Origin of the sequence: Harryflintia acetispora (assembly GCA_004340125.1) — a bacterium.
GTDB classification, from domain to species: Bacteria; Bacillota; Clostridia; order Oscillospirales; family Ruminococcaceae; genus Harryflintia; species Harryflintia acetispora.
The window spans coordinates 385,919-408,602 of sequence record SLUK01000002.1; the positions used below are offsets into that span (position 1 = coordinate 385,919).

Here is a 22,684-nt window from a genome sequence, read left to right on the forward strand (position 1 = left end):
AAAATGAACAGCCGTGGTATCAAAAATTTCCAAGCGGTTTACATATAAGCCCCGATCGCCTCGGCGCATTTGCGCACGGCCTCGTCGGGCTCGAAGACGTACCGGTTGTCGGTGATCTCCAGTGAAAGCGCGCCCTGATAGCCGGCCTCGAAAATCTCCTTCATGTACTTGTCCAGCGGCAGGATTCCATCCCCCCAGGCCAGGTGCCCGCGCGGGGCGCCGTCCAGGAAGTGGATATGGATCAGATCGTCACCCAGTCCCTTGAGGTAATCCCCCACAGTCTCGCCGTTAATCGCCATCGGGATGGTGTCCACCATCCCCTTGACGTAGGGGTGGCCCACCTCCTCAAGCATCCGTTTCAGGGTGGGTAGGTTATAGACGAGGTTGCTCTCGTCGGTGCGCAGGTTTTCCAGCGCGATCATGATCCCGCATTTCTCTGCGTGCTCGCCCAAAATCTGCAGCGATTCCCGGCAGCGCGCCCATGCCTCTTCGACCGGCTCGTTGAAGTAGCCCCAGCCCGGGGTGACGAGCATGCGGTCGGTCCCGAGCTCGGCGGCGGTCTCCAGGCAGTCCCTAAAGTAGCGGATGCTGAAGTCGCGTATGAAGGATTCCTTGGCCGCGATGTTGATCGGATAGATTACCTGCTCGGGGGTGTAGCAGACGAGGTTGAGGCCGCGCTCCTCGATCATCCGCTTCACATCCTTGACCGGCGGATAGGATTTATCGTCGATCAGCTTGTTGAGCTGGTGGGGATAGGCTCCCCAGAGCTCTACACTCTCCACTCCGAGACGCACCATCGAGTCGAGGAAATACTCGAGGGTGTAAAACTTATAGTGGATATTCATCCCGCTCAGCTGCTTTTTCCCAAGTTTCTCCATTGTCGTCTACCTCCATGATTATTAATAGGGCTCAAATTTCTGCACGATCGCGTTGGCGGTCTCGGTGCCGCTGTAAAGGCAGCGCGGGATGTCCCAGCCCTGCATGACCCCATACATGAAGCCGGCCACAAAGCTGTCCCCCGCCCCGACGGTGTTGACCACCTCGGCCGGGATGGCGGGCTGCTCATAAAAGCGTTCCCCGTCGTAGCAAAGGCTCCCGTTTTCCCCCAGGGTTGCGGTCACAATCCCCGCGCCCAAAGCCTTGGCGCGGCGCAGGTAGTCCTCGATGAAGGAGTCCCGGCGCTCGTAGGACAGGAACGCGTAATCGGTCTCCTTCATAATTGCATCGGTGTTTTCCCGCTTTTGGTAGTGCACCGAGAAGTCGAAGATCACCTTCACCCCGGCCTTGCGAAATTCCTGGAGCTGGGGAGCGATCCTCCCGTCATAGTCGGTGTGCAGGTATTCATGCTGTTTGATGAAAGCGACGTCTTCCGGCGTCAGGGCAAAGTCCGCCATCACGCCGCGGTGGTTATACAGATGAACCCGGTCGTTCCCGTTTAACCCCATCTCCATCAGCGAGGTCTTCCCCTCCCGCACATGCAGGTGGGAGGCGTCGATCCCGTAATGCTTTAGTACCTCGAACATCTCCTTGCCGTACTCGTCGTTCCCCACCGCGCTGACCACCGAAGCGGATATCCCCTTCTTGGCCAGGTTGATCACGCAGTCCACCCCGTTGCCGGTGGGATAACGGCGGCCGAGCTCCTTGTACTCGTCGATACAGCAAAATCCGACGGCTGCAATTTTCATTTGAATGACCATTCCTTTCTGGACGTTTCGTGCCGGTATCGCTGCGCGAAATTGCCGCCCTCCCGGAACCGTTTACTCAATATAGGGTTTGACCCGCTCGAAGCTGCGCTTCATCGCGGGCTCGGGGTCGAAGAGGTAGCTGTCGTGGGCCAGCTCGAAGGTCACGGTGTACTGGTAATCCCGCTCGCAGAGCGTCTTCATGTCCTCGTCCAGTGGCAGCTCGCCGTCCCCCCAGGCCATATGCCCGGTGGGCGCGCCGTCCACCAGGTGCACATGGATCAGGTCCTGGCCGAACGCGTCGAGATAGTCCGCCATCGTCTCCCCCATCAGATGCATGGGTACGGTGTCCACCATCGCCTTGATGTTCGGGTGCCGAAGCTCGCTCAGCATTTTTTTAAGCGCCGGGAGGGAATAGACCAGGTTGCTCTCCACATGCTGCAAATTCTCCAGCGCGATGGTCATCCCCAGATGCTGGGCATACTCCCCGAGCTCGAAGAGGGATTCCCTTGAGTACTTCCAGGCCTCCTCCTTATCGTAGTCCTCGTAGGCCCAGCCGCTGGTCATCAGCACCTTGCGGGTACCGAGCTTGTAGGCGGCGTAGATGTTCTTGCGGAAAAACTCGACGCTCTTCTCCCGGATGTCCCTCTCGGGCGATGCGATATTGTAGGTGTAGAGCAGCTGCTCCGGGGTGTAGCAGTTGAGGCGCAGGCCCCGCTCCTCGATCATTTTTTTGACCTCCCCGACGGGCGGGTGGGAGATGTCGTCGATATACTGGTGCGGGAAGCCGCCCCAAAACTCTATGCTCTCGGTCCCGACCCGGACCATCGAGTCCAGGAAATACTTCAGGGAGAAGAATTTATAGCAGATATTCATGCCGGCGATCTTGTTCTTTTTAAGCTTGTTCAAGTTTTTGCCCCTTTCCGTTCAATCAATAGGGATCGAAGAGCTGGATGATTTTGGCGGACATCTCGGCTCCGCTGCGCAGGCAGCCGGGCACGTCCTGTCCCCCAATCACCCCGTAGGTGTAGCCCGAAATGAAGCTGTCCCCGGCCCCCACGGTGTTCACCACCGTCACCGGCAGCGCCTCCTGCAGGTAGTACTTCTTCCCGTCATAGGCTATGCTCCCGTGCTCGCCTAAGGTCGCGATCGCGACTTTTAAGCCCTTTTCGCAGCAGTCCTTCAGATACTCCCGGATGAAATCATCATCCTGCTTGTAGGAGAAGAAGCCGTAGTCCACATAGGGCAGCAGCTTCTGGATCTCGGGATCGTCAAGGTCGGTGGCGAAGTCGTAGACGATCGTCTTCCCCCACTCCTTGAAGGTCTTCATATACTGGTTGACGTTCCCCCAGATCACGCTGTGGATCACGTCATACCCCTTGATGAACTCGAGGTCCTCTTTTGTCAGGTCGAAGTCCGCGAAGACCCCCGGGTCGCTGATGGTATGCAGCCGGTCGTTTCCCACCAGCTGCATGAGCACCGTGCCCGTCTTCCCCTCCTTGCGGTGCAGGTGGCTGACATCCACGTCGTACTTTTTGAGCATTTCAATCAATTCGTCGCCATAGTGGTCGGTGCCCGTCAGGCTGACGACTGTGACCTCCACGCCGAGCTTACGGATATTCACCGCGAAATCCACACAGTTCCCCGTCGGGTAATATCGGTTTTGTTCCTTGTAAATATCGATGCAGTTGTCGCCTACTGCGGCTACTCTCATCGTGAATCCTCCCTTTCTAGGCAGTTGTCCGGCAGTGTCCGGCTCCTTTGGAGCCGGACGCCGTCTAATGGTGAAGGGGTTATTCCCCCACAACCTGCATATAGACCGTGCGGTCCTGGATTCCATCGAACTCGGCGAAGTAGATCTCCTGCGCCCGGCCGCGCACCACCTTCCCGTCCTTGACCGGGAAGTACGCGAAGTAGTTACAGAGCATGCTCTTCAGATGTCCCGGGCAGTTCCCGCCCGTCGCACCGTAGCTCGGTAGGAAGTGGTTGTGCGCATACTGCGCGTCCTTCGGTACCATCTCCTCGAGCTTCTCCTCGATGTCCGTCTCGAGGCAGGGCAGGCTCTCGTTGACGATGATACTCGTCGTCGTGTGGGCGGTCATCACATAGACCATCCCCTCATTGACCCCGCTCTCCTCCACAAACTTATGTACCCGCTCGGTGATGTTGATCATATCGAATTCGTTCTTGGTGCGCAGCTCAAACGAGTCCAGTTTCATTTTCATGGCCTTTAGTCCTCCATCCCTAAGAATTTCATCGCGTTGCCGCCCAGGACCTTCGCAAGCGTTCTTTCACGCAGCCCCAGCTTCTCGAGCCCGTACTTCATGTCCTCTTCCCCGAAGCGCGGCGAGTTCGAGCCGAACATCACCTTATCCGAGAACATGTTTTCAATCCACAGCGGGCTGAGGTCCACCTTGAAGATCTGGTGGAAGAAGTCCTTCGCCCGGTCGCAATAGAGCATGGAGGTGTCGGCGTAGACGTTCGGGTACTTGAGCAGCATCATCGCGGTGTCCTGCACCCAGGGCCAGCCGAAGTGCGCCAGGCCGATCCGGAGTTCCGGATACTCGATGGCCACCTCCTCGAAGCACAGGGGCTTCGAGTACTTCGCCGGGGTGTTCGGCTCCCAGGAGGTCCCGCAATGGAACAGGATGGGCTTGCCGTATTCGATGCATTTCTCGTAGACCGGCTTCATGATCGAATCGGTGGGATAGAACTTCTGCTTCGAGGGGTTGAGCTTGAGCCCCGAGAGCCCCAGCTCCCCGAAGGCGTGGTCCAGCTCCTTTATGGCGTCCTCCCGGTAGGGGTCCACGCTGGCAAAGCCGATGAAGCGCTCCGGCGCCTCCCCGACGAGTTTCTTCATCTCGTCATTCGAGACGATGGTGCAGCCGTACTGCGTGGTCAGATCCAGCGGCAGCAGCACCCGCTTGTCGATCCCCGCGTGGTCCATCTGGAACAGCGCCATCGAGATGTCGCTGTATCCCAGGAACTCCCGCCCCATGATCTCCTTGCGCTGCCGGGTCACCTCGTCCCCCTTGTACATTGGCTCCATGAATTCCGCATGCGTATGTACGTCGATTACCATTTATTCTTGCTCCTCTCCTGTTGTTTGGGTTCTTTGTAACTCAGATTTGTCCGAATCTCTCCTTATAAAAAGAATAGGAAAAACCGGCGATTCAGGATTGTACTTTATTCGGTAATTTTGAAGAATATTTTGAAGAAATTTTCCAGACGTTTTTTAGCCCTTGACGGCGCCCGAGGCCAGACCCTCGACAATGTAGCGCTGCATCAGCAAAAAGATGATGACAACCGGGGCCACGGCAAGGCACCCGAAGGCCATCGCCCGGCTCCATTCGATCCCGTAGCGGCCCACCACGTTATAAATACCGGTGGTCACCGGCCACTTGGAAGCGTCGTTGACGAAGGTCAGGCTGTACATCATGTCCGCGTAACCGAACAGGAACGAGAACACGAAGGACACCACCACGCCGGTCGAGGCGATGGGCAGCATGACCCTGAAAAAGGAGGTCAGCGGGTTGCACCCGTCGATCAGGGCCGCGTCGTCCACCTCCTTGGGGATGTTGAGGAAGTAGGTGCGCAGCATCAAAATGGAAAACGGAATGGCGGTGGTGCAATTGGCGAAGATGGGCGCCCAGTAGGTGTTGTAAATCCCGATGTGCTTGAAAATGATAAAGTTGGGCACCAGGGTGAAGACCTGCGGCAGCATCTGGGAAACCAGGAACAGGAAAATAATCGATTTTTTAAATTTGATGTCATACCGCGCAAGCCCATAGGATGCCAGGGTGGAGAGCACCACCGAGATGGCCATGGTCGCCAGGGAGATCACCATGCTGTTCTTAAACGACGGGATGATCGGGAAGCTCTCCACCATGGTCAGCTGAGAGATATAGGCGTTCAGCGTCGGATGCGGCGGCAGCATGTAGGGCGGCCGCGCAAAAATCTCAGTCTCGGTCTTGAGCGAACAGGTAAACATCCAATACAGCGGGAAGAGCATGATGATGAAAAGGATCACCGCGATAATGATGGGGATCACCCTGCCCGCTCTTCTTTTAAAACGGTAACTGAACATTACATCAGCTCCTCCTTTCCAATGGTCTTGGTATAGAACAGGCCGATGACGAAGAGGATCAAAAACAGGATGTTGGCGATCGCACCGCCCTCGCTGAAATTAAACTCCATGAAGGACCGCCGGTAGGAGTAGATGCTCATCAGCTCGGTGGAATAGACCGGGCCGCCGGTGGTCATGACGTAGATCAGCTCGAAGCATTTAAAGGTGTAGACGAAGCCGAGCACCAGCACCGCCTCGATGGAGGATTTCATCATCGGCAGGGTGATCTTGAAGAACTTCTGGATGCTGTTGGCTCCGTCGATGACCGCGCTTTCGTAAATCTCGGTCGGGATGGTGGTCAGACCTGAAAGCAGCAAAATCATGTTGAAGGGGATGCCCGACCAGGTGTTGGTAATGATGACCGACCACATGGCGGTATCCGGTTTGAGGAGCCACTCGATCGGCTCCTGGATCAGCCCGAGGCTGAGACCCAGCTCGTTGAAGATGCCGCCGCTGGTGGCGAACATGAATTTAAAAAGAATCGCGGTGACCGTCGCGGGCATGATGTAGCTGATCATAGTCAGCCCGCTGATCGGCTTGAGGCATTTGGCCGGGCCGTTAAAGAGGATGGCCAGCGCAAAGCCGATGGTAAACTGGAAGAAGATACACCCCACCGTGAAAATCAGGGTGTTCTTTAAGGACTTGAGCAGATACTGGCTCCCGATCACATTCTTATAGTTTTGAAACCCGATCCACTCCTTGTGGGGGGACATCAGGGTCATCACGTCGACCTGCTGGAAGGAAAGGATAAAGTTGTAGACGATTGGGAAGACGATGAATACCCCCATGAACAGCAGCGCGGGTAACACAAAGCCATAGCCCACCCGGTCGGTATTCAGGTAATGTTTTTTCTTTCTCACGGTTATCACCTCAATTTCCTAAAATCTTTCATCCGTCAAAAGCACATGCGCTCCCTTCCCGTAATGATCCGCCATGAAGCGCCCCGGCGGGGCGGTTTTTCGCATGCTTGGCCGAATTTTGGCAAAAATAAAGCAGAGGGTACAGATCATACCGGGGACAAAATGAAAACGGTATAAAATGTACCCTCTACCTCCTACCTCAATTGGAAATGGGGCGCGCCTCGCAAACGGGCCGATCTATCCCCCGCACCCCTATGAGATTTTCAGTTTATGCTCTGGCCGCGTCGATGACCGCCTGGCCGTTCTTGCACGCCTGGTCGGGAGTGCTTTGCAGGGTCAGGGCCTCCTGGAGGGCCTGCTGGTAGCCCAGCGAAATTTCAGGCCACTTCGGATCCGCCGGACGGGCGTTGGTATACGGGATCAGGTCGATGACGACCTTCCAGTGCGGACGGTCGGTGAAGTCGGGATCGCTCAGGGTCTTCTCGCGCGGGATGAAGTGGCCGGAATCGATGTTCCACTTCTTGTTGCGGTCGTACTCCATGAACCATTTGAGGAAATCGACCGACTCTTCCTCGCCGTCGCCCTTGACGATCGCAAGGTTCTCGCCGCCGTAGACCGAGCCGTAGGTGGCGTCCTTCGGAATGGCAAAGTTATCCCACTCGAAGGCGACCGAGCCGTCCTCCTGGCCCTTCTCGAGCCCGCCGATCGCCCAGCAGCCCATGAACATCATGGCGAGGCGGCCGGCCTTGAACTGGGTCTGCACATCGGACTGGGACCACATGACAACGTCCTTGGGCATCGAGCCGTCCTGCACCATGTCGGCGAGCAGGGTCATGGCCTTGATGCCGGATTCGCTGTCGAGCTGGTAGCTGTCGCCGCCGGCGGTGTACTGGAAGGGCAGGTACTGGAAGGTGCCTTCCTCATTGCCCACCGCGCACATACCGAAGCCGTAGACGCCGTCCTTGGTCAGGGTTTTGGCGTCCGCCTTGAGCTCATCCCAGGTCTCGGGGATTTTGGTGATGCCGGCCGCGTCGAACATATCCTTGTTGTAGTAAATCTGCATGTTGTTCGAGTTCGCCGGGACCGCGTACATCTTGCCCTCGTAGTAGCAGGTATTGAGGATCTGCTCATAATAGTCGTGGATGTCCTCGTTGTCCTTCATCTGCTCGGTGATGTCCTTGAACATCCCCATCGCGGAGTAGGCAACACAGTCGCAGTTGTCGATAAACACCATGTTGGGCAGGCTGCCGGCAGCCGAGCCGACCGAAAGCTGCTTCTTGAAATCGCCGAAGGGCAGCTGCACCGAGGTGACGTTTGCCACATCACTTTGCGCCGAGTACTCGTCGCAGTACTCCTTGGCCAGGGTGCTCAGGTCGCCGTCATGGTAGTGCCAGAGGGTGAGCTCCTTCTTCTCGCCCGTCGGAGCCGCCTGGCTCTCGGGCGCTTCGCTGGAAGCCTCGGACGCAGCCGGGGCCGCGCTGCTCGCGGGAGCCTCGGAAGACGAAGCCGCGGGAGAGCCGCCGCAGCCAGCCACCATCGAAGCGAGCATGGACGCAGCCAGCAAGAGTGATAGGGTCTTCTTCATGTAGTAAACCTCCTCATGTCTTTACTGAAATATATGTTAACGGACGTTAACACCCAGATAAGGTGACAAGCAGGAACCCATGTCGAAAGAATGTTTGTACACAATCCTTGCGCAATACACCAGTTGATGCTAGAATATATATATTGGAATAAAATCCCGTTTATTCAATATCTTTTTTGTTCCTTATCGCCAACCCGGCGTATCTGGGCGGCTGGAAAAATCCTGAAAGCCGGTCCCTTCGCCGGGGTTAAACGCATTTTGGGTAAAAAAATAACATCCTCCGCCGGCAGGGGGATGCGCCGCGTACGGCCGCGCATAACCTTTTCGGTGGAAAAAGAATGGTATAACAAACCAGAGGACACGAAGGCGCCTCCTCCGGTCCCGGCGTTTATTCCGTTTTTATCTCCCCCTATCCGGAGGGAGGTTTCATACAACATATTCCCGGCCGCGGTTCCCCCTTTGGGATGGTATCTTGGATCAGAACCGAGGTTTATTTTTATTTCTGCTTTTTCCCGGAATCACAGGAGAATGCGGAAAGGTCAATCTATCCCCTTTTCCCCTTTATCATCCTGGATTTTCGTGCATTTTTATTATAATCTTCATTTGTCGAATTGTTAACTGCATTTGTAGTTATTTTCGACATTTTTTACTGTAATGATCTTTTCTGCAAAGAATAAGGAAGAGAGAACCGGTGGGTTCTTTTATATGAGGTGAACGAATTGACCATCAACGAACGCTTTTTTCATCTGCTGGAGGAGTCCCAATATACCCAGAAAGAACTCTCTCAGCATACCAAAATATCAGAAAAGACGCTCAGCGCCTGGAAGCGGCGCGGGACCGATCCGCCGGCCCGGTATATATCTGCAATTGCAGATTTTCTTTCCTGCTCCGAACATTTTCTGCTGACGGGTGAGCAGGAAGCTGTCCCCGCCCCGATTGCCCGGGAAAAGAATGAAGAACAGCTGCTCGACCTGTTCCGGCAGCTCGACGCGGTGGAACAGGGCCTGATCCTCGGGCGGGCGGCACAGCTTCTCTACCAAAAGCGCCAGGAGCGGCAAGACTGAGCTCCCTTCGGCGGGAAACCCCTTCCAAACGACAAAAAAAGGCTGGAACCGATTGGTTCCAGCCTTTTTCAGCGATTGTTCCTTATTTCATCATCGAAGCGACTTCGTCGGCAAAGTTGTCCTCTCTCTTCTCGAGGCCCTCGCCCTTCTCGAAGCGCACAAAGCTGACGATCGCGATCTTGCCGCCCAGCTCCTCGCCAATCTTGTCGGTGTACTGTGCAACAGACAGATCGCCGTCCTTGATGAAAGCCTGGTCGACAAGGCAGACTTCCTTGTAGTACTTCTGGATTCTGCCGTTGACCATCTTCTCGGCGATGTTGGCGGGCTTGCCCTCGTTGATCGCCTGAGCGGTGAGGATTTCCTTCTCCTTGTCGATGATCTCAGACGGAACCTCTTCCTTGCGCACATAGGTCGGGGTGGCCGCCGCGATCTGCATGGCAATGTCCTTGGCATAGGCCTTGAAGCCGTCCTTGGAAGCGGTCGCATCGTCGGTGTCGAAGTTGACCATGACGCCGATTCTCCCGCCGCCGTGGATATAGGTCACGAGGTGGCCCTCGTAGCGGGCGAAGCGGCGAATGTTCATGTTCTCACCGATGGTCAGGATCTTCTCTCTGAGCAGATCGGCCACCGTCTCATCCGCGCCCGAAGCCTTGCACTCGAGCAGCGCGGCGACGTCGGCCGGCTTCTGCTCGGCCACCGTCTTGGCGCAGGTCTCGACAAAGGCGACGAAGGAATCGTTCTTCGCCACGAAGTCGGTCTCGGCGTTGACCTCGATCACCACGCCGACGTTCCCGTTCTCATAGGCGTATACCAGGCCCTCGGCCGCGATACGGCCGGCCTTCTTGGCGGCGGCGGCAAGGCCCTTCTCTCTGAGGAATTCGATCGCCTTGTCCATATCGCCATTCGCTTCGGTCAGCGCTTTTTTGCAGTCCATCATGCCGCAGCCGGTTCTCTCACGCAGAGCGGCAACGTCCTTAGCAGTAAATGCCATTGGTATTTCCTCCCTGATTCTTTATCAATAATTCAGAATTATTTCGCTTTGACAGGCTCGTCGGCCTCGTTCTCCTTCGCCTCGGCCTCTTCGGCGGCGGCGCCCTGCTGGCCCTGCTTGCCCTCGAGGATCGCATCGGCCATGGTCGCGGAGATCAGCTTGACGGCACGGATGGCGTCGTCGTTGCCGGGGATAACGTAATCGATCTCGTCCGGGTCGCAGTTGGTATCGACAATCGCGACGATCGGAATGCCGAGGTTCTTCGCCTCGGAGACGGCGATCCGCTCTTTTCTCGGGTCGACGATAAAGAGGGCCGCCGGGAGCTTCTTCATGTTCTTGATACCGCCCATGAATTTCTCAAGCTTCTCGATCTCGAGACGCAGCTTGATGACTTCCTTCTTGGGCAGGCGCTCGAAGGTGCCGTCCTCCTCCATCTTGCGCAGCTGCGCGAGACGGTCGATTCTGCGGCGGATGGTCTTAAAGTTGGTCAGCATGCCGCCCAGCCATCTGGCGTTGACAAAGTGCGCGCCGGCGCGGGTTGCCTCCTCGCGGATCGACTCGCCGGCCTGCTTCTTGGTGCCGACGAACAGGACCTCGCCGCCGTTCATGGACAGATCGCGCACGAACATGTACGCCTCGTCCAGCTTTTTGACGGTCTTCTGCAGGTCGATGATGTAGATGCCGTTACGCTCGGTAAAGATGTAACGCGCCATCTTGGGGTTCCATCTCCTGGTCTGGTGACCGAAGTGAACACCCGCTTCGAGAAGTTGCTTCATTGATACTACGCCCATGGTAAAATCCTCCTTCAGGTTAAACCTCCGTCCTGCCTTAAAAATTTCGTGCGGCCGATCCGCTCGCACGGACACCTGGACCACACAATAACAGGACGTGCGTTTTCCGCAATATTATATCATACGCGGTTTAATAATGCAAGCATGTTTTTCCATTTTCCTCAGGCGTGGGCGCGCAGCCTCGGCACCGGCAGGTTGACATGAAAATACACACAGAGCATACGGGTGAAAAAGACCACCGCGAGCGCCGAATAGAGGCTGGCCTGTTCCCCCAAATGGGGGTAGGCAAACCAGAGATAGACGGCGCCCAGCGCGGCTGCCAGCGCATAGATGTCGCTGCGGAAGATGGCGGGGACCCGCTGCGCGAGCACGTCCCGGATCACCCCTCCCCCGACCGCCGTGATGACCGACACGAAGAGGAACTGCACGAAGTTATAGTGCATGTGGATGGCCTTGAGCCCGGTGTCGATGGCGAAGATGCTCAGTCCCACCGCATCAAAGATCACGATGATGAAGTGGATCTTAAACAGGTTGCGGATCGCAATGACGAAGGCCACCGAGAGCAGCACCAGCAGGATGGTCAGATAGCTGGAAAAGAACACGGGCACCAGCACGGTCATCCCCTGCTCGGGCAGATGGACCGGCACGCCGGTGTTCATCACCATATCACGCAGGATCCCGCCCCCGCAGGCCGTGACGAAGGCCAGCACGCAGATCCCGAGGATATCCATGCGCTTTTGCATGGCGACATAGGCCCCCAGGATCGCGAAGCTGACCACCCCGATGTATTCAAAGATGTTAAGCAGCCCGAACTGAATTTCCACTTCCCTATCCCCTCACTGCGGCAGCTGCCAGTCGACCGAACGGCCGAACTGGCTCAAAAACGCATTGGTCTTGGAAAAGTGGCGGCAGCCGAAGAAGCCGCTTTGCGCCGAAAAGGGGCTGGGGTGGGCGGCGCTGAGCACCAGGTGGTTGAGGTTCGTGATATACTGCGCCTTGGCCTTAGCAAACGAGCCCCAGAGCAGGAAGACGATCGGCTCCTCGCGCGCGTTCAGCAGCTCGATGATCCGGTCGGTGAAAATCCCCCAGCCGATATCCCTATGGGAGTTCGCCTGCCCGGCGCGCACCGTCAAAGTGGCGTTGAGCAGCAGCACCCCGTCCTCGGCCCACGCCTCGAGACAGCCGTGCCCCGGCGGGATGAAGCCGACGTCGTCGTGCAGCTCCTGGTAAATATTCTGCAGGCTGGGAGGAACCGGCACCCCGCGCCGCACCGAGAAGGAGAGTCCCTGCGCCTGCCCCCGTCCGTGGTAGGGGTCCTGGCCGAGGATCACCGCCTTGACGCTGCGGTACGGGGTAAAGCGCAGGGCGTTAAAGATGTCCTCCATCGGCGGGTAGACGGTGTAGCGGCGGTACTCCTCCTTTAATGTTTCCCGCAGCCGCCGGTAATAATCCTTCTGGAACTCGCCGGCGAGCAGCTCGTCCCAGTCGTTGCCAATCTGTACCATAGGTCACCTCGAAGTCGTATGCCCGCCGCCTCAGACATGCAGGACAAGCAGGGCCACATTGAAATAGATAAAAATCGAACAGGCGTCCACCACCGTGGTGATGATGGGCGCCGCCATGATCGCCGGGTCTACCTTGAGGCGCTTGGCCACGATGGGCAGGATGCACCCCAGCGACTTTGACAGGCAGACGGTCAGGATCAGCGTGAACCCGACGGTGGCCGCCATCAAAAAAGATCCGTATTGAAAGAAGATGCGCAGCCCGTTGACCAGGGCCAGCGCCACGCCCACCAAGAGCGCCACCCGGATTTCCTTAAACCAGACGCGCAGCGCATCCCGCGGCGCGATCTCGTTTAAGGCCATGCCGCGGATGACCAGCGTCGAGCTCTGCGAGCCGCAGTTCCCGCCGGTGTCCATGATCATCGGGATAAAGGCCACCAGCAGCGGGATGGCCGCGAAGGCGTCCTCATATTTGGTGATGATCGTCCCGGTCACCGTGGCCGAGAGCATGAGGATCAAGAGCCAGACGATCCGCTTCTTGGCGTGGGTAAAAACCGAGGTGCGCAGGTAGCTGTCGTCCGACGGGCTGATGGCCGCCATCTTCTCAAAGTCCTCGGTGTTCTCCTCCTGGATGACGTCCAGCGCGTCGTCGATGGTGATGATCCCGACCAAACGGTTCTCCGTATCCACCACCGGCAGCGCCAGGAAGTCATATTTACCGAACAGATAGGCGATCTGCTCCTGATCGTCCAGGGTGTGGACATAGATGATGTTGGTCTCCATGATCTCCCCGATGAGGGTTTCCTTGTCGGCCAGCAGCAGGGTCTTGACGGTGACCACCCCCTCGAGCACCCGGTTGTCGCCGATGACATAGCAGGTATAGATGGTCTCCTTGTTTACCCCGGTGCGCCGGATGTGGTCGAACGCCTGTCCCACCGTCATCGAGCTTTTAAGGTCCACCAGCTCGATGGTCATCAGGCTGCCCGCACTGTCCTCGGGGTAGCTCAAAAATTGGTTGATGGATTTGCGGTACTGCATGTCGCAGCTTTGCAGCACCTTCTTGACGACGTTTGCGGGCATTTCCTCGAGCATGTCCACGGTGTCGTCCATCGCCAGTTCGTCGAGCACGGCGCGCAGCTCGACGTCGTTCATCGCCTCACAAAGGCTCTGCTGGGCCTCGCTCTCCATGTAGGAGAAGGTGTCCGCCGCCGTCTCCTTGGGCAGGAGCCGAAACAGCAGCACCATGTCCTCCTGGGAAAGGCCCAAAAAGAGCGCCGCGATGTCCACCACGTTGAGCTCACTCAGATATGCGCGCAGCCGGCCGTAATGGCGCTGTGCGAGCAGCTCGCGAATCGTTTCATTCATCCTATTCTGCCTCCCTCTTTGCGGGCGGCAAAAGGCTAGGGCCCCGGCTTGAACGCCGCCCGCTGTTTCTCTGTTTGTTTCCGACTTTGTCGACTCGGACCTGCGTCCACCGTGTTCACCCCTTTAATGATTAAATTGCCCCGTTGGCGCTTTCTCGCTTTTTTGGCATAGCGGCCATAGGGGTCTTGAAATACAGCTCAAAGAGCTATCTTTTATTATACTACCTGCGCCCCGCGCTGTAAACCAGACTTTTCTGCCATTATGATCTTTTCCATCAGAAATTTCAATCTCCTTGTCCGTCTGCCGCGTACAAGGAAGCGGCCTGCCGGTCATCCCGGCAGGCCGCCCAATTTCTATTCCATACCCTTCCCTGCAGTGCCGCCCTGTCCCATCAGCGCAATCATCTTTTCCAAAAACTCCAGCGGAAAAGGCGGGGACGCCAAAGGCTTCACCGCCAGCGACATCAGCTTCACAGGGTTGTCGTCCGCCGCGATCCGGTTGGAGTGGAACACGCCGCAGCTTCGGCAGCGGTGCAGAATGGCCCACTCCCCATCGGCGCGCACCCAGACCCCGACCGGGTCCATAACCCCCTGGCAGATGGATTTCCGGTCCCCCGGCTCCTCGTCGAGATGGACGCTGGAAAGGCAATTCGGACAATGGTTGCGATGCCGGGTGCCGGCGCCCTCCAAAGCGACCGTACTGCCGCAAACCTTACAGACGAAGCAAGCATCGGCTTTTTTTAATCTATTCAATTTAAATCCTCCTGAAGTTATCCGTATAGTTCATAACTTTGGGAGGCTTTGCGGAGATCAGTCCACACAAACCTCCCGGTTCGTGACAATCTCCGGAGTACCAAATCTAAACAAAAATCATTTCTCCTTAAAGTATAATAAGAATTTGCCGTGCTTTATTTTAACACATCCGGCGCTATCTTACAAGATGCGGCGGCGTTGAGAAAAAGTCCCCCTTGACAACTCGCCGAAAAGAGCTTATAGTATTAATAATATCTCTCAAATGCGCAGATGAGGAACAGTAAGGCCTCCTTCTCCATCCAGAGAACTGCTGGCAGGTGAAAAGCAGCTGGAGCAGAGCCCTGAACTCGCCTCGGAGCAGCCCGCTGAACCGTACTTCGTAGTAGGCGCCGCCGGAACCCGGCCGTTACCCCGGGAGGATATAAGGCCCCTGTGGGTCCGTATCCGCGAATGAGCATATTGCCCGCTGGGGAATATGGAATTAGAGTGGTACCGCGTGAGACTGAAAGTCTTTCGCCTCTAACGAAGAGGTGAAGGGCTTTTTTGTTATATGTAAATACTTCATTTGATAACAAATCAGGAAAGGGTGTTTGGCAGATGAAAAACGTAGAAAAGTACAAGAGGGGCTATTTTCTTCCGCCCCACTGCGAGATGAGATGGGCCCAAAAGGAATACATCGACCACCCGCCGGTCTGGTGCAGCGTCGACCTGCGCGACGGCAACCAGTCGCTGATCGTCCCGATGAGCCTCGAGGAGAAGCTGGAATTCTATCAGCACCTGCTGAAAGTCGGCTTCAAGGAGATCGAGATCGGTTTCCCAGCCGCCAGCGAAACGGAATATGAGTTCCTGCGCACCCTCATCGAGCAGGACCTGATTCCGGACGACGTGACCATCCAGGTGCTCACCCAGTCCCGCGAGCACATCATCGAAAAGACCTTCGAGGCGCTCAAGGGCTGCAAGAAGGCGGTGGTCCACCTTTACAACTCCACCTCGGTCGCCCAGCGCGAGCAGGTCTTTAAGAAGAGCAAGGAAGAGATCATCGACATCGCCGTGATGGGCGCAAAGCTGCTGCAAAAGCGCGCCGCCGAGGCGGATGGGGATTTCCGCTTCGAGTACTCCCCCGAGAGCTTCACCGGCACCGAGATGGAATTCGCCCTGGAAATCTGCAACGCGGTGCTGGACATCTGGAAGCCCACGCCCCAGCGCAAGGTTATCATCAACCTGCCGGTCACTGTCTCGATGTCCATGCCCCACGTCTACGCCAACCAGGTCGAGTTCATGAACGACAACCTCAAATACCGCGAGAGCGTGATCATCTCGCTCCACCCGCACAATGACCGCGGCTGCGCCATCGCGGACAGCGAGCTCGGGCTGCTGGCCGGTGCCGACCGGATCGAGGGCACCCTCTTCGGAAACGGCGAGCGCACCGGCAACGTGGACATCGTGACCCTGGCGCTCAACATGTATTCCCACGGGATCGACCCGGGGCTCGACTTCTCGTGTCTACCCGAAACCACCGCCCTCTACGAGCGGCTGACCCGCATGCACGTCTACGAGCGCCAGCCCTATTCCGGCGCGCTGGTCTTCGCCGCCTTCTCCGGCTCCCATCAGGACGCCATCGCCAAGGGGATGCACTGGCGGGACGAGAAGAACTGCGAGCACTGGACCGTCCCCTACCTGCCGATCGACCCGAAGGACATCGGCCGGGAGTACGAGGGCGACGTCATCCGGATCAATTCCCAGTCCGGCAAGGGCGGGATCGGCTACCTGCTCGAGCAGAAGTACGGCCTCGACCTGCCGCCCAAGATGCGCGAGGATTTCGGCTACAAGGTCAAGAGCGTTTCCGACCATCTGCATAAGGAGCTGCTGCCCGACGAGATCCATGACATCTTCCAGAAGGAATATGTCAACATCGACGCGCCGGTCAAATTCGTCAACTACAAGATTGCCGCCAACGGCGAGACCCACGCCACCGTCTGGGTGAAGGTCAGCGGCGAGGAACAGGAGTTCACCGCCTCGGGCAACGGACGTCTGGATGCCGTCAGCAACGCGCTGCAGCGGGGCCTGCGGATCAGCTATTCCAACCTGGTCTACAAGGAGCACGCTTTGGAGATCGGCTCGACCTCCCGCGCGATGGCCTATGTCGGGATCACCGGCCCCGACGGGAAGACCAGCTGGGGCGCCGGGCGGCACAACGACATCATGACCGCCTCGGTCTATGCCCTGGTGAGCGCCGTCAACAAAATGATGAATTAACCGATTCCCTTAAAAAAACCGGGGCCTGCCGCAGTCATTTGCGGCAGGCCCCGGTTTTTCTTTGCTATGGAAGCAGCGGCTTGCAGATCAGGCGGTCCAGCTTGGTGTCCAGGATATTGGCCGCGTGGGCCGGGCGCAGGATCCAGGCCGTGTCCGCTCCCCTGCCGGTCCCGCCCACACAGACCACCGGACCCGGCCTTATCGCGCCGCAGTCCAGCGCCATCACGGCGCACTCGACGCAGACCTTGGTGCCCTGCCCGAACATGCGCAGGGTATGGGCCATGATCTCGACCGGATAGGCGCCGCTGAACTTCTTCGAGATCCCCCGCTCCGCCCCGCTGAGCACATGGGTGGCGGTGACGATCGCCATCCCGCAGTCCTGGAGCTCCCGGCGCACCTGTGCGGGCAGCTCCTGCTCCCCCGGCTCCCTGTAGCCGTTGGCGTGGGTCACCACGACGATGTCAAGCTCCTTTGCCGCGCCTTTCAGCAGCAGCGGCGTATATCCCGAACCGGTGGCCACCACCAGCGCGCCGATCCCTTCCTCCTTCGCCGCCTGCACCGCAAGCTGCAAGGTCCGTTCGGTATTCTGTTTGCCCGGCTTATCAAAATAAACCATAGTTCCCTCCCCTTTCTGTTTGAAAACGGTATAATCCATTATTCCTTCGGCCCAAAATATTCATCGATCACCGTTTCAGCCATCCGTTTCATATAAAGCGACATCGCGGACATCGAGAGCAGCAGCACCATCAGGTCGCTCTTGCCCCGCAGCTCGATCGGCGACTTGCGGAACATCGAACGGATGACCTCCGGCATGGTGTCCCGCTCGATCTGCTTGAAGGTCAGAAACTGCCGGTAACACTCCTCGAGCGCCTTCTCGTCGAAGTCCTCCTCCTCGTAGACGCCCGAGAGCACCCTTTTTATCTCCTGGATGGTGAGGGTGTTTTTCATGTTGTAAATGAGCAGCATCTGGATGATGTGTTCCTTGGTGTACTTTTTTCCCTTGATCGGCTTGAGGACGCCCTCCTTGCTGTAATTGTTGATCATCGTCTTGGTCAGCAGCTTGTCGTCCTCGTACCGCTTATTCCCGCCAAGGTTCTGATCGAAAATGGTGATGATCTGGTCCATATACAGGTCGATGTCCGGGATGCTTTGCGGCGGGATATCGTCGTCGTCAAAGCTGCGGCGCACCAGGTCCATCATTTCTTCCTTCATATCCGGCATGGTTTCTACCTCCCAGGTAAAATTCTTGCGATCGTAGAGTTGCATAACGGCTATATTGTGGCTATTGTACCATATTTTGCAATGCTTATCAATTTCTGCTCTTGTAATCCCGCCGAAATATGTTATACTATAAATATAAAATAGTTTTAAAAACTATATTTTAAATTATCAATACTTGGAGGTGCGATTTTTGAAAACACTTTTTTCCGGCGCCCGCGAGCCTGTCAACAGTGCGACCCATTTTTTCGGGGCGGTCCTTTCGGTGGTGGGCACGGTGCTGCTGGTGTTTTCCGCACTTCGCGGCGAAACGCCCCGCTCCCTGCTGATCGCCGGGCTTGTCTTCGGGCTCTCGCTGACCGCGCTGTACTGCGCAAGCTCGCTCTACCACTATGTCCACTGCTCGGCGCCGGCTCTGCTGCGCCTGCGCAAGCTGGACCATGCGATGATCTACGTACTGATCGCGGGGACCTATACTCCTTTGCTGCTCGCCTTTTCCGAGGGGCGCGAGGGGTTCTACCTCACCCTGGGAATCTGGGCGGTCGCGCTTTGCGGCATCGCGATGAAGGTGGTCTGGATGGGCGCGCCGCGCTGGCTGTCCACCGTGCTCTATATCGCGATGGGCTGGGCGATCGTCCTCGACCCGGCGGCCATCCTGCGCATGCCGTCCGGGTGCCTCTGGCTGATCGCGCTGGGGGGGCTGTGCTACACCCTGGGCGCCGTGATCTATGCGTTCAAGAAGCCGAACCTTTTCCAGCGCTTCGGCTTCCATGAGCTTTTCCACGTCTTCGTGCTGCTGGGCAGCCTGCTGCACTTTTTGGCCGTCTATCTGTTCATCATCCGCTGAATATATGAAAAGAAGGGACCACCATCAGTTGACACCCAATAAGGAAGTATTGAGAAGGATTCAGATTGGACAGTCGGCAAGCGGAATGTAACAAGAAAAGACGGGCTATTGGCTTATGCTAATAGCCCGTCTTTTACGCGTGGAGGGGCAAGGCAAAGTGGCGGCCACGCTCCGAGTTAAATAGCAGAACGGATGAAAACGGTTGACAAAGCGGATAATCTCATAGCGTGCTTGTCTATCGCTCGGTTATCCAATACAAAATAAAATGGTTTGTTTACGCCATGCGGTGGCTCGTCTTTCCCTTGAATTCGGAAATTCCGAATTCAAAAAAATGTGTCCCACCATGGGACACATTTGCATGTGAGGGGGATTGGGGAACTCCCCAACAAGCAAATTTTTGCCCCGGCCCCTTAAGGAGGGCCGGGGCAAAAATGGCAAGTGTGTACACGCTTGCACTGCTTGCCATCGCACTTACTCTCTTTAACACCTCTAAAAAAGTAGACCGGACAAGATGAACTTGTCCGGTTCTTAGGTTTCTTTTTCTTGTAAACGTGCCAAATGTGCTTCGATTTTTTCAATAGTCAATAATAGCTGTTCTCTTAAATCAAGAGGAAATAAACGTAACCTTTTTATCAAAATTTCTTCATCTTCCGCAAGAGCAAACGTTTTAGCCTTAGTAATGGGAGTACGAATATTTCTTAATAAACATACGACGGGGTATTTTGACATTATGCGGGACGTAGGGACATTTTTTAATGGCGCGTGATGGACGATTCAGCTTGATCGTCCAATCCAGAATAAACCCAATAGGGCGCACTTAAATCAGCCCTACAAACTTTAATGAATTGTTTTGCTATACAACAAGCATTGTAGCGGTACTTTTTTACCGTTCAAGTCAATAGCTACATCTTTTGCTTCTGATTTTGTAAATCCTCGGTGTTCATAAAACTGATAGGTGCAGGCATTGTCGGTGTAGAGATAAACCAGTTTCCCCGTTTCTTCCGCTTCAAATGCGGAAAGCAGGGCTGTGCCGACCCCCTTGACTTTACATCCCGGGTCGGCAGCAAGGAAAACTATTTCTCCATCAGGTTCCTGCTTTTTGCGGAAAGACGCAAACATCTCTTTATTCGCTGTGTCATATGCGCCAACACCTTCCCCTGCAACGATGTTTTGCATAATATCAAATGCTTTCACAAAGATTGTTCGCCAAAAGCTATGGTATCGTTTTTTCTCCCCCTTCATATCAGCAAGCAACACGCCAACAAAACAATCGTTCACATACGCACCGTAGGCTTTCGTTGCCCGATTTAACTCCATGTGCCAGAAATATTTGCTATACAGAGAAAGAATGGTTTCGTTATCCATATACCAATTCAAGTGCATTCCTTGAATTGCAAACTTCTGCGCCTTTTTATAATCCTGTTTTTGTATTTCTCTAATTTCAACCATATTTGCCTCGCAAATTTGAATTTGAATATCAGTAAATTATGACCTCTCAACAGAGGTTACAGTGTTTTAATAAAATCCTCCAAAAGCCTTGAAAATAAAGGATTTATCGCAATGTGTCTGCCTTATCTCTTTATACGGTTACACACAAGTTTACTCTTTCCCTCATTGCTCATAAGGGCAAATACAAGGGCAAGAAAATCTCATAACAAGATATAACAAAGTGTGGCAATCGGAGAACTGTGATGTATGTGCGAATATATTATAACGGAGGATTTTTCAATGGACAAGTACATTTACGATGATAAAAATGGTCTGTGGTATGAACTGCAAGGAGATTATTATATCCCATGTCTTATCTTACCAGCCGAAAAAGAACAGCCTATTGGTTTGTGGGGACAGCGGCACTTGCGGTATCTGAAAGAATACCGCCGAGCCACCTACATAACCTTGTTCACAAGCGGCAGACTGAACAATTACCTTGCTGACATCGACAGGCAGGCGCAGGAACGCATGGAAAGGCTCACAGAGCAGATGAAACGGGTGCAGGGTATTACGGAGCAGTTAAAGGCGGAAAACGCTTTGGAATGGACACAGAGAATGAATAACATACGGGCGTGTGCAAAGGAGATTGTGGAAAAAGAAATCATCTTTGCATAAGAAGACAGCGGTAGGATTTAGTTTTCCTACCGCTGTTTCACTTAAATCAAAAAAATATATTGACATTTTTCTATGTGTTGCATATAATAACACATAGACATTTATCTATAGGAGGTGATTGAGAGAGATGGATGAAAAAAGAATTGCGGCAATTTTCAAAGCGTTTTGTGATGAAAACCGCATTAGGATTATAAAACTGCTGCGTTCAGGTGAAAAATGTGCTTGCAAGTTGCTAGAAGAAATCAATGTCACGCAGCCTACGCTTTCCCACCATATGAAAATTCTTTGTGACGCTGAAATAGTTGTCGGGCGCAAAGAGGGAAAATGGACACACTATTCTATTTCAGAAAAAGGTGTGGAGCAGGCAAAAGAATGTTTGCGGCAGTTGACAACACTTGATGTTGAAAGCGAAAACAAGTCGTGCTGTGAAAAGTGAGGAAGTTTATTGATTGCTTTTCCGCACGGCTTATATTCGGGACGATAAATCGACATATTTCAATATAACTATATGAAAGGGGCTTTTTATGGAGACACTAAAAACAATTTGGGACTTTTTTCAAAATGAAGTCCTTGGTATGAACTGGCTGAATCGCCTCATTGAAACATTTTTGAACGCTTGCGGTTTAGATACCACGGGCAAAATAGGAGGAAGTGTTCAGTTTTTCATCTATGATACTGTAAAAATTATGGTACTGCTCGGCGTTTTGATTTTGATTATCTCGTATATTCAAAGTTATTTCCCGCCCGAAAGAACTAAAAAGATACTCGGCAGATTTCACGGAATATGGGCGAATATCATCGCCGCTCTGCTCGGTACGGTAACACCGTTTTGCTCGTGTTCTTCCATTCCGTTGTTTATCGGGTTTACAAGCGCAGGTTTGCCGCTTGGCGTTACATTCTCCTTTTTGATTTCTTCGCCGATGGTTGACCTCGGAAGCCTTGTCTTACTGATGAGTATTTTCGGCTGGAAAGTTGCTGTTTTATATGTAATATTCGGTTTGGTAATCGCTGTGGCTGGCGGAACGCTAATTGAAAAGTTGCACCTCGATAATCAAGTGGAAGAATATATCCGAAACGGTCACTCGATTGATGTTCCGCAGGAGGAACTGCATTTCAAAGACCGTATGAAATTTGCGTGGGAACAGGTTGTTGAAACCGCTAAAAAGGTTGCTCCTTATGTTCTGATCGGCGTGGGCATTGGTGCTTTCATTCACAACTGGATTCCTGAAGAATTTATTGTCAAAGCACTTGGCGAAAATAATCCGTTTGGCGTAATTCTTGCTACGATAGTCGGTATTCCGATGTATGCGGATATTTTCGGTACAATTCCGATTGCAGAAGCCCTGCTTGCAAAAGGTGCTTTGCTCGGCGTTGTCCTTTCCTTTATGATGGGCGTTACTACGCTTTCGCTCCCTTCAATGATTATGCTTCGCAAGGCGGTCAAACCGAAACTGCTTGGTATTTTCATTGGAATATGTGCTGCTGGTATTATTATTGTAGGCTATCTTTTCAACGCAATACAATATTTAATTGTTTAAT

24 protein-coding genes and 1 other annotated feature are annotated in these 22,684 nt (G+C 54.7%); of the genes, 6 read left to right on the forward strand and 18 right to left on the reverse strand.

What is annotated here, in order from left to right:
* Positions 1-38 precede the first annotated feature (38 nt).
* The 9 genes from EDD78_RS04415 to EDD78_RS04455 all read right to left on the reverse strand — a co-directional run bounded on the left by EDD78_RS04415 (position 39) and on the right by EDD78_RS04455 (position 8,253).
* Positions 39-878 (reverse strand): sugar phosphate isomerase/epimerase family protein, encoded by an 840-nt coding sequence (locus EDD78_RS04415; RefSeq protein WP_132084096.1) that lies wholly within the window; start codon positions 876-878, stop codon positions 39-41.
* A 21-nt stretch (positions 879-899) separates the two neighbouring features.
* Positions 900-1,685, reverse strand: coding sequence for a fructoselysine 6-kinase (gene frlD / locus EDD78_RS04420; RefSeq protein WP_132084097.1), 786 nt, complete (start codon positions 1,683-1,685; stop codon positions 900-902).
* 72 nt (positions 1,686-1,757) lie between these two features.
* Positions 1,758-2,591: a sugar phosphate isomerase/epimerase family protein gene (locus EDD78_RS04425; protein WP_132084098.1), complete on the reverse strand. Its 834-nt coding sequence runs from the start codon at positions 2,589-2,591 to the stop codon at positions 1,758-1,760.
* Positions 2,592-2,613: 22 nt separating this feature from the next.
* Positions 2,614-3,396 (reverse strand): fructoselysine 6-kinase, encoded by a 783-nt coding sequence (frlD, locus tag EDD78_RS04430; RefSeq protein ID WP_079699197.1) that lies wholly within the window; start codon positions 3,394-3,396, stop codon positions 2,614-2,616.
* A gap of 79 nt (positions 3,397-3,475) precedes the next feature.
* Positions 3,476-3,907 carry a secondary thiamine-phosphate synthase enzyme YjbQ gene (locus EDD78_RS04435; protein WP_132084100.1) on the reverse strand — a complete coding sequence of 144 codons (432 nt, stop codon included), beginning with the start codon at positions 3,905-3,907 and terminating at the stop codon, positions 3,476-3,478.
* 5 nt (positions 3,908-3,912) lie between these two features.
* Entirely contained in the window at positions 3,913-4,764 is an 852-nt protein-coding gene (locus tag EDD78_RS04440; protein WP_132084101.1) for an amidohydrolase family protein, read from the reverse strand.
* Between the two features lie 153 nt (positions 4,765-4,917).
* A complete protein-coding gene (locus EDD78_RS04445) occupies positions 4,918-5,769 on the reverse strand; it encodes a carbohydrate ABC transporter permease (protein WP_079699194.1) in 852 nt (283 codons plus the stop codon).
* Entirely contained in the window at positions 5,769-6,668 is a 900-nt protein-coding gene (locus tag EDD78_RS04450) for a carbohydrate ABC transporter permease (RefSeq protein WP_341455989.1), read from the reverse strand. The genes EDD78_RS04445 and EDD78_RS04450 overlap by 1 nt, the downstream gene beginning before the upstream one ends.
* Before the next feature lie 268 nt (positions 6,669-6,936).
* Positions 6,937-8,253, reverse strand: coding sequence for an extracellular solute-binding protein (locus EDD78_RS04455; RefSeq protein ID WP_132084102.1), 1,317 nt, complete (start codon positions 8,251-8,253; stop codon positions 6,937-6,939).
* 719 nt (positions 8,254-8,972) lie between these two features.
* Between EDD78_RS04455 and EDD78_RS04460 the strand changes: the two genes are divergently transcribed.
* A complete protein-coding gene (locus EDD78_RS04460; protein WP_165873109.1) occupies positions 8,973-9,317 on the forward strand; it encodes a helix-turn-helix domain-containing protein in 345 nt (114 codons plus the stop codon).
* An 82-nt stretch (positions 9,318-9,399) separates the two neighbouring features.
* Here the strand turns inward: EDD78_RS04460 and tsf are convergent, their stop codons facing one another.
* The 6 genes from tsf to EDD78_RS04490 all read right to left on the reverse strand — a co-directional run bounded on the left by tsf (position 9,400) and on the right by EDD78_RS04490 (position 14,718).
* On the reverse strand, positions 9,400-10,308 hold the full coding sequence (gene tsf / locus EDD78_RS04465; protein WP_079699191.1) for a translation elongation factor Ts: 909 nt from the start codon (positions 10,306-10,308) through the stop codon (positions 9,400-9,402).
* Between the two features lie 38 nt (positions 10,309-10,346).
* A complete protein-coding gene (gene rpsB / locus EDD78_RS04470) occupies positions 10,347-11,099 on the reverse strand; it encodes a 30S ribosomal protein S2 (protein WP_079699190.1) in 753 nt (250 codons plus the stop codon).
* Positions 11,100-11,260: 161 nt separating this feature from the next.
* On the reverse strand, positions 11,261-11,923 hold the full coding sequence (locus EDD78_RS04475; protein ID WP_200806042.1) for a trimeric intracellular cation channel family protein: 663 nt from the start codon (positions 11,921-11,923) through the stop codon (positions 11,261-11,263).
* 12 nt (positions 11,924-11,935) lie between these two features.
* Complete coding sequence (gene ung, locus EDD78_RS04480; RefSeq protein ID WP_079699189.1) at positions 11,936-12,604, reverse strand: uracil-DNA glycosylase; 669 nt, start codon at positions 12,602-12,604, stop codon at positions 11,936-11,938.
* 30 nt (positions 12,605-12,634) lie between these two features.
* Entirely contained in the window at positions 12,635-13,966 is a 1,332-nt protein-coding gene (mgtE, locus tag EDD78_RS04485) for a magnesium transporter (RefSeq protein WP_132084104.1), read from the reverse strand.
* Positions 13,967-14,319: 353 nt separating this feature from the next.
* Positions 14,320-14,718 (reverse strand): RNHCP domain-containing protein, encoded by a 399-nt coding sequence (locus tag EDD78_RS04490; RefSeq protein WP_286170724.1) that lies wholly within the window; start codon positions 14,716-14,718, stop codon positions 14,320-14,322.
* Between the two features lie 258 nt (positions 14,719-14,976).
* Positions 14,977-15,242: a binding site (T-box leader), on the forward strand.
* Positions 15,243-15,315: 73 nt separating this feature from the next.
* Here EDD78_RS04490 and EDD78_RS04495 point away from each other — a divergent pair.
* Positions 15,316-16,974 carry a 2-isopropylmalate synthase gene (locus tag EDD78_RS04495; RefSeq protein ID WP_132084106.1) on the forward strand — a complete coding sequence of 553 codons (1,659 nt, stop codon included), beginning with the start codon at positions 15,316-15,318 and terminating at the stop codon, positions 16,972-16,974.
* A 64-nt stretch (positions 16,975-17,038) separates the two neighbouring features.
* On the opposite strand, the gene EDD78_RS04500 is transcribed toward EDD78_RS04495, so the two are convergent.
* Positions 17,039-17,590 (reverse strand): pyruvate kinase alpha/beta domain-containing protein, encoded by a 552-nt coding sequence (locus tag EDD78_RS04500; protein WP_079700429.1) that lies wholly within the window; start codon positions 17,588-17,590, stop codon positions 17,039-17,041.
* 38 nt (positions 17,591-17,628) lie between these two features.
* Positions 17,629-18,195 carry a DUF1836 domain-containing protein gene (locus EDD78_RS04505; protein ID WP_242942154.1) on the reverse strand — a complete coding sequence of 189 codons (567 nt, stop codon included), beginning with the start codon at positions 18,193-18,195 and terminating at the stop codon, positions 17,629-17,631.
* 190 nt (positions 18,196-18,385) lie between these two features.
* Between EDD78_RS04505 and trhA the strand changes: the two genes are divergently transcribed.
* A complete protein-coding gene (gene trhA, locus EDD78_RS04510) occupies positions 18,386-19,039 on the forward strand; it encodes a PAQR family membrane homeostasis protein TrhA (protein WP_132084107.1) in 654 nt (217 codons plus the stop codon).
* Positions 19,040-19,876: 837 nt separating this feature from the next.
* On the opposite strand, the gene EDD78_RS04520 is transcribed toward trhA, so the two are convergent.
* Positions 19,877-20,488: a GNAT family N-acetyltransferase gene (locus EDD78_RS04520; protein WP_132084109.1), complete on the reverse strand. Its 612-nt coding sequence runs from the start codon at positions 20,486-20,488 to the stop codon at positions 19,877-19,879.
* Between the two features lie 279 nt (positions 20,489-20,767).
* On the opposite strand from EDD78_RS04520, the gene EDD78_RS04525 reads away from it, so the two are divergent.
* From EDD78_RS04525 to EDD78_RS04535, 3 genes are all read left to right on the forward strand, one after another.
* Positions 20,768-21,145 carry a TnpV protein gene (locus EDD78_RS04525; protein WP_002586617.1) on the forward strand — a complete coding sequence of 126 codons (378 nt, stop codon included), beginning with the start codon at positions 20,768-20,770 and terminating at the stop codon, positions 21,143-21,145.
* Between the two features lie 127 nt (positions 21,146-21,272).
* Positions 21,273-21,581: an ArsR/SmtB family transcription factor gene (locus EDD78_RS04530; RefSeq protein ID WP_002586618.1), complete on the forward strand. Its 309-nt coding sequence runs from the start codon at positions 21,273-21,275 to the stop codon at positions 21,579-21,581.
* Positions 21,582-21,669: 88 nt separating this feature from the next.
* Positions 21,670-22,683 (forward strand): permease, encoded by a 1,014-nt coding sequence (locus tag EDD78_RS04535; protein WP_087224410.1) that lies wholly within the window; start codon positions 21,670-21,672, stop codon positions 22,681-22,683.
* Position 22,684 lies beyond the last annotated feature (1 nt).

Coding starts and splice junctions, on each gene's coding strand:
- EDD78_RS04445 (WP_079699194.1), bottom strand. CDS start 5,769: ATGTTCAGTTACCGTTTTAAAAGAAGAGCGGGCAGGGTGATCCCCATC.
- tsf (WP_079699191.1), bottom strand. CDS start 10,308: ATGGCATTTACTGCTAAGGACGTTGCCGCTCTGCGTGAGAGAACCGGC.
- ung (WP_079699189.1), bottom strand. CDS start 12,604: ATGGTACAGATTGGCAACGACTGGGACGAGCTGCTCGCCGGCGAGTTC.
- EDD78_RS04415 (WP_132084096.1), bottom strand. CDS start 878: ATGGAGAAACTTGGGAAAAAGCAGCTGAGCGGGATGAATATCCACTAT.
- frlD (WP_079699197.1), bottom strand. CDS start 3,396: ATGAGAGTAGCCGCAGTAGGCGACAACTGCATCGATATTTACAAGGAA.
- EDD78_RS04525 (WP_002586617.1), top strand. CDS start 20,768: ATGGACAAGTACATTTACGATGATAAAAATGGTCTGTGGTATGAACTG.
- EDD78_RS04520 (WP_132084109.1), bottom strand. CDS start 20,488: ATGGTTGAAATTAGAGAAATACAAAAACAGGATTATAAAAAGGCGCAG.
- rpsB (WP_079699190.1), bottom strand. CDS start 11,099: ATGGGCGTAGTATCAATGAAGCAACTTCTCGAAGCGGGTGTTCACTTC.
- frlD (WP_132084097.1), bottom strand. CDS start 1,685: ATGAAAATTGCAGCCGTCGGATTTTGCTGTATCGACGAGTACAAGGAG.
- EDD78_RS04535 (WP_087224410.1), top strand. CDS start 21,670: ATGGAGACACTAAAAACAATTTGGGACTTTTTTCAAAATGAAGTCCTT.
- EDD78_RS04500 (WP_079700429.1), bottom strand. CDS start 17,590: ATGGTTTATTTTGATAAGCCGGGCAAACAGAATACCGAACGGACCTTG.
- EDD78_RS04530 (WP_002586618.1), top strand. CDS start 21,273: ATGGATGAAAAAAGAATTGCGGCAATTTTCAAAGCGTTTTGTGATGAA.
- EDD78_RS04495 (WP_132084106.1), top strand. CDS start 15,316: ATGAAAAACGTAGAAAAGTACAAGAGGGGCTATTTTCTTCCGCCCCAC.
- mgtE (WP_132084104.1), bottom strand. CDS start 13,966: ATGAATGAAACGATTCGCGAGCTGCTCGCACAGCGCCATTACGGCCGG.
- EDD78_RS04440 (WP_132084101.1), bottom strand. CDS start 4,764: ATGGTAATCGACGTACATACGCATGCGGAATTCATGGAGCCAATGTAC.
- EDD78_RS04435 (WP_132084100.1), bottom strand. CDS start 3,907: ATGAAAATGAAACTGGACTCGTTTGAGCTGCGCACCAAGAACGAATTC.
- EDD78_RS04455 (WP_132084102.1), bottom strand. CDS start 8,253: ATGAAGAAGACCCTATCACTCTTGCTGGCTGCGTCCATGCTCGCTTCG.
- EDD78_RS04505 (WP_242942154.1), bottom strand. CDS start 18,195: ATGCCGGATATGAAGGAAGAAATGATGGACCTGGTGCGCCGCAGCTTT.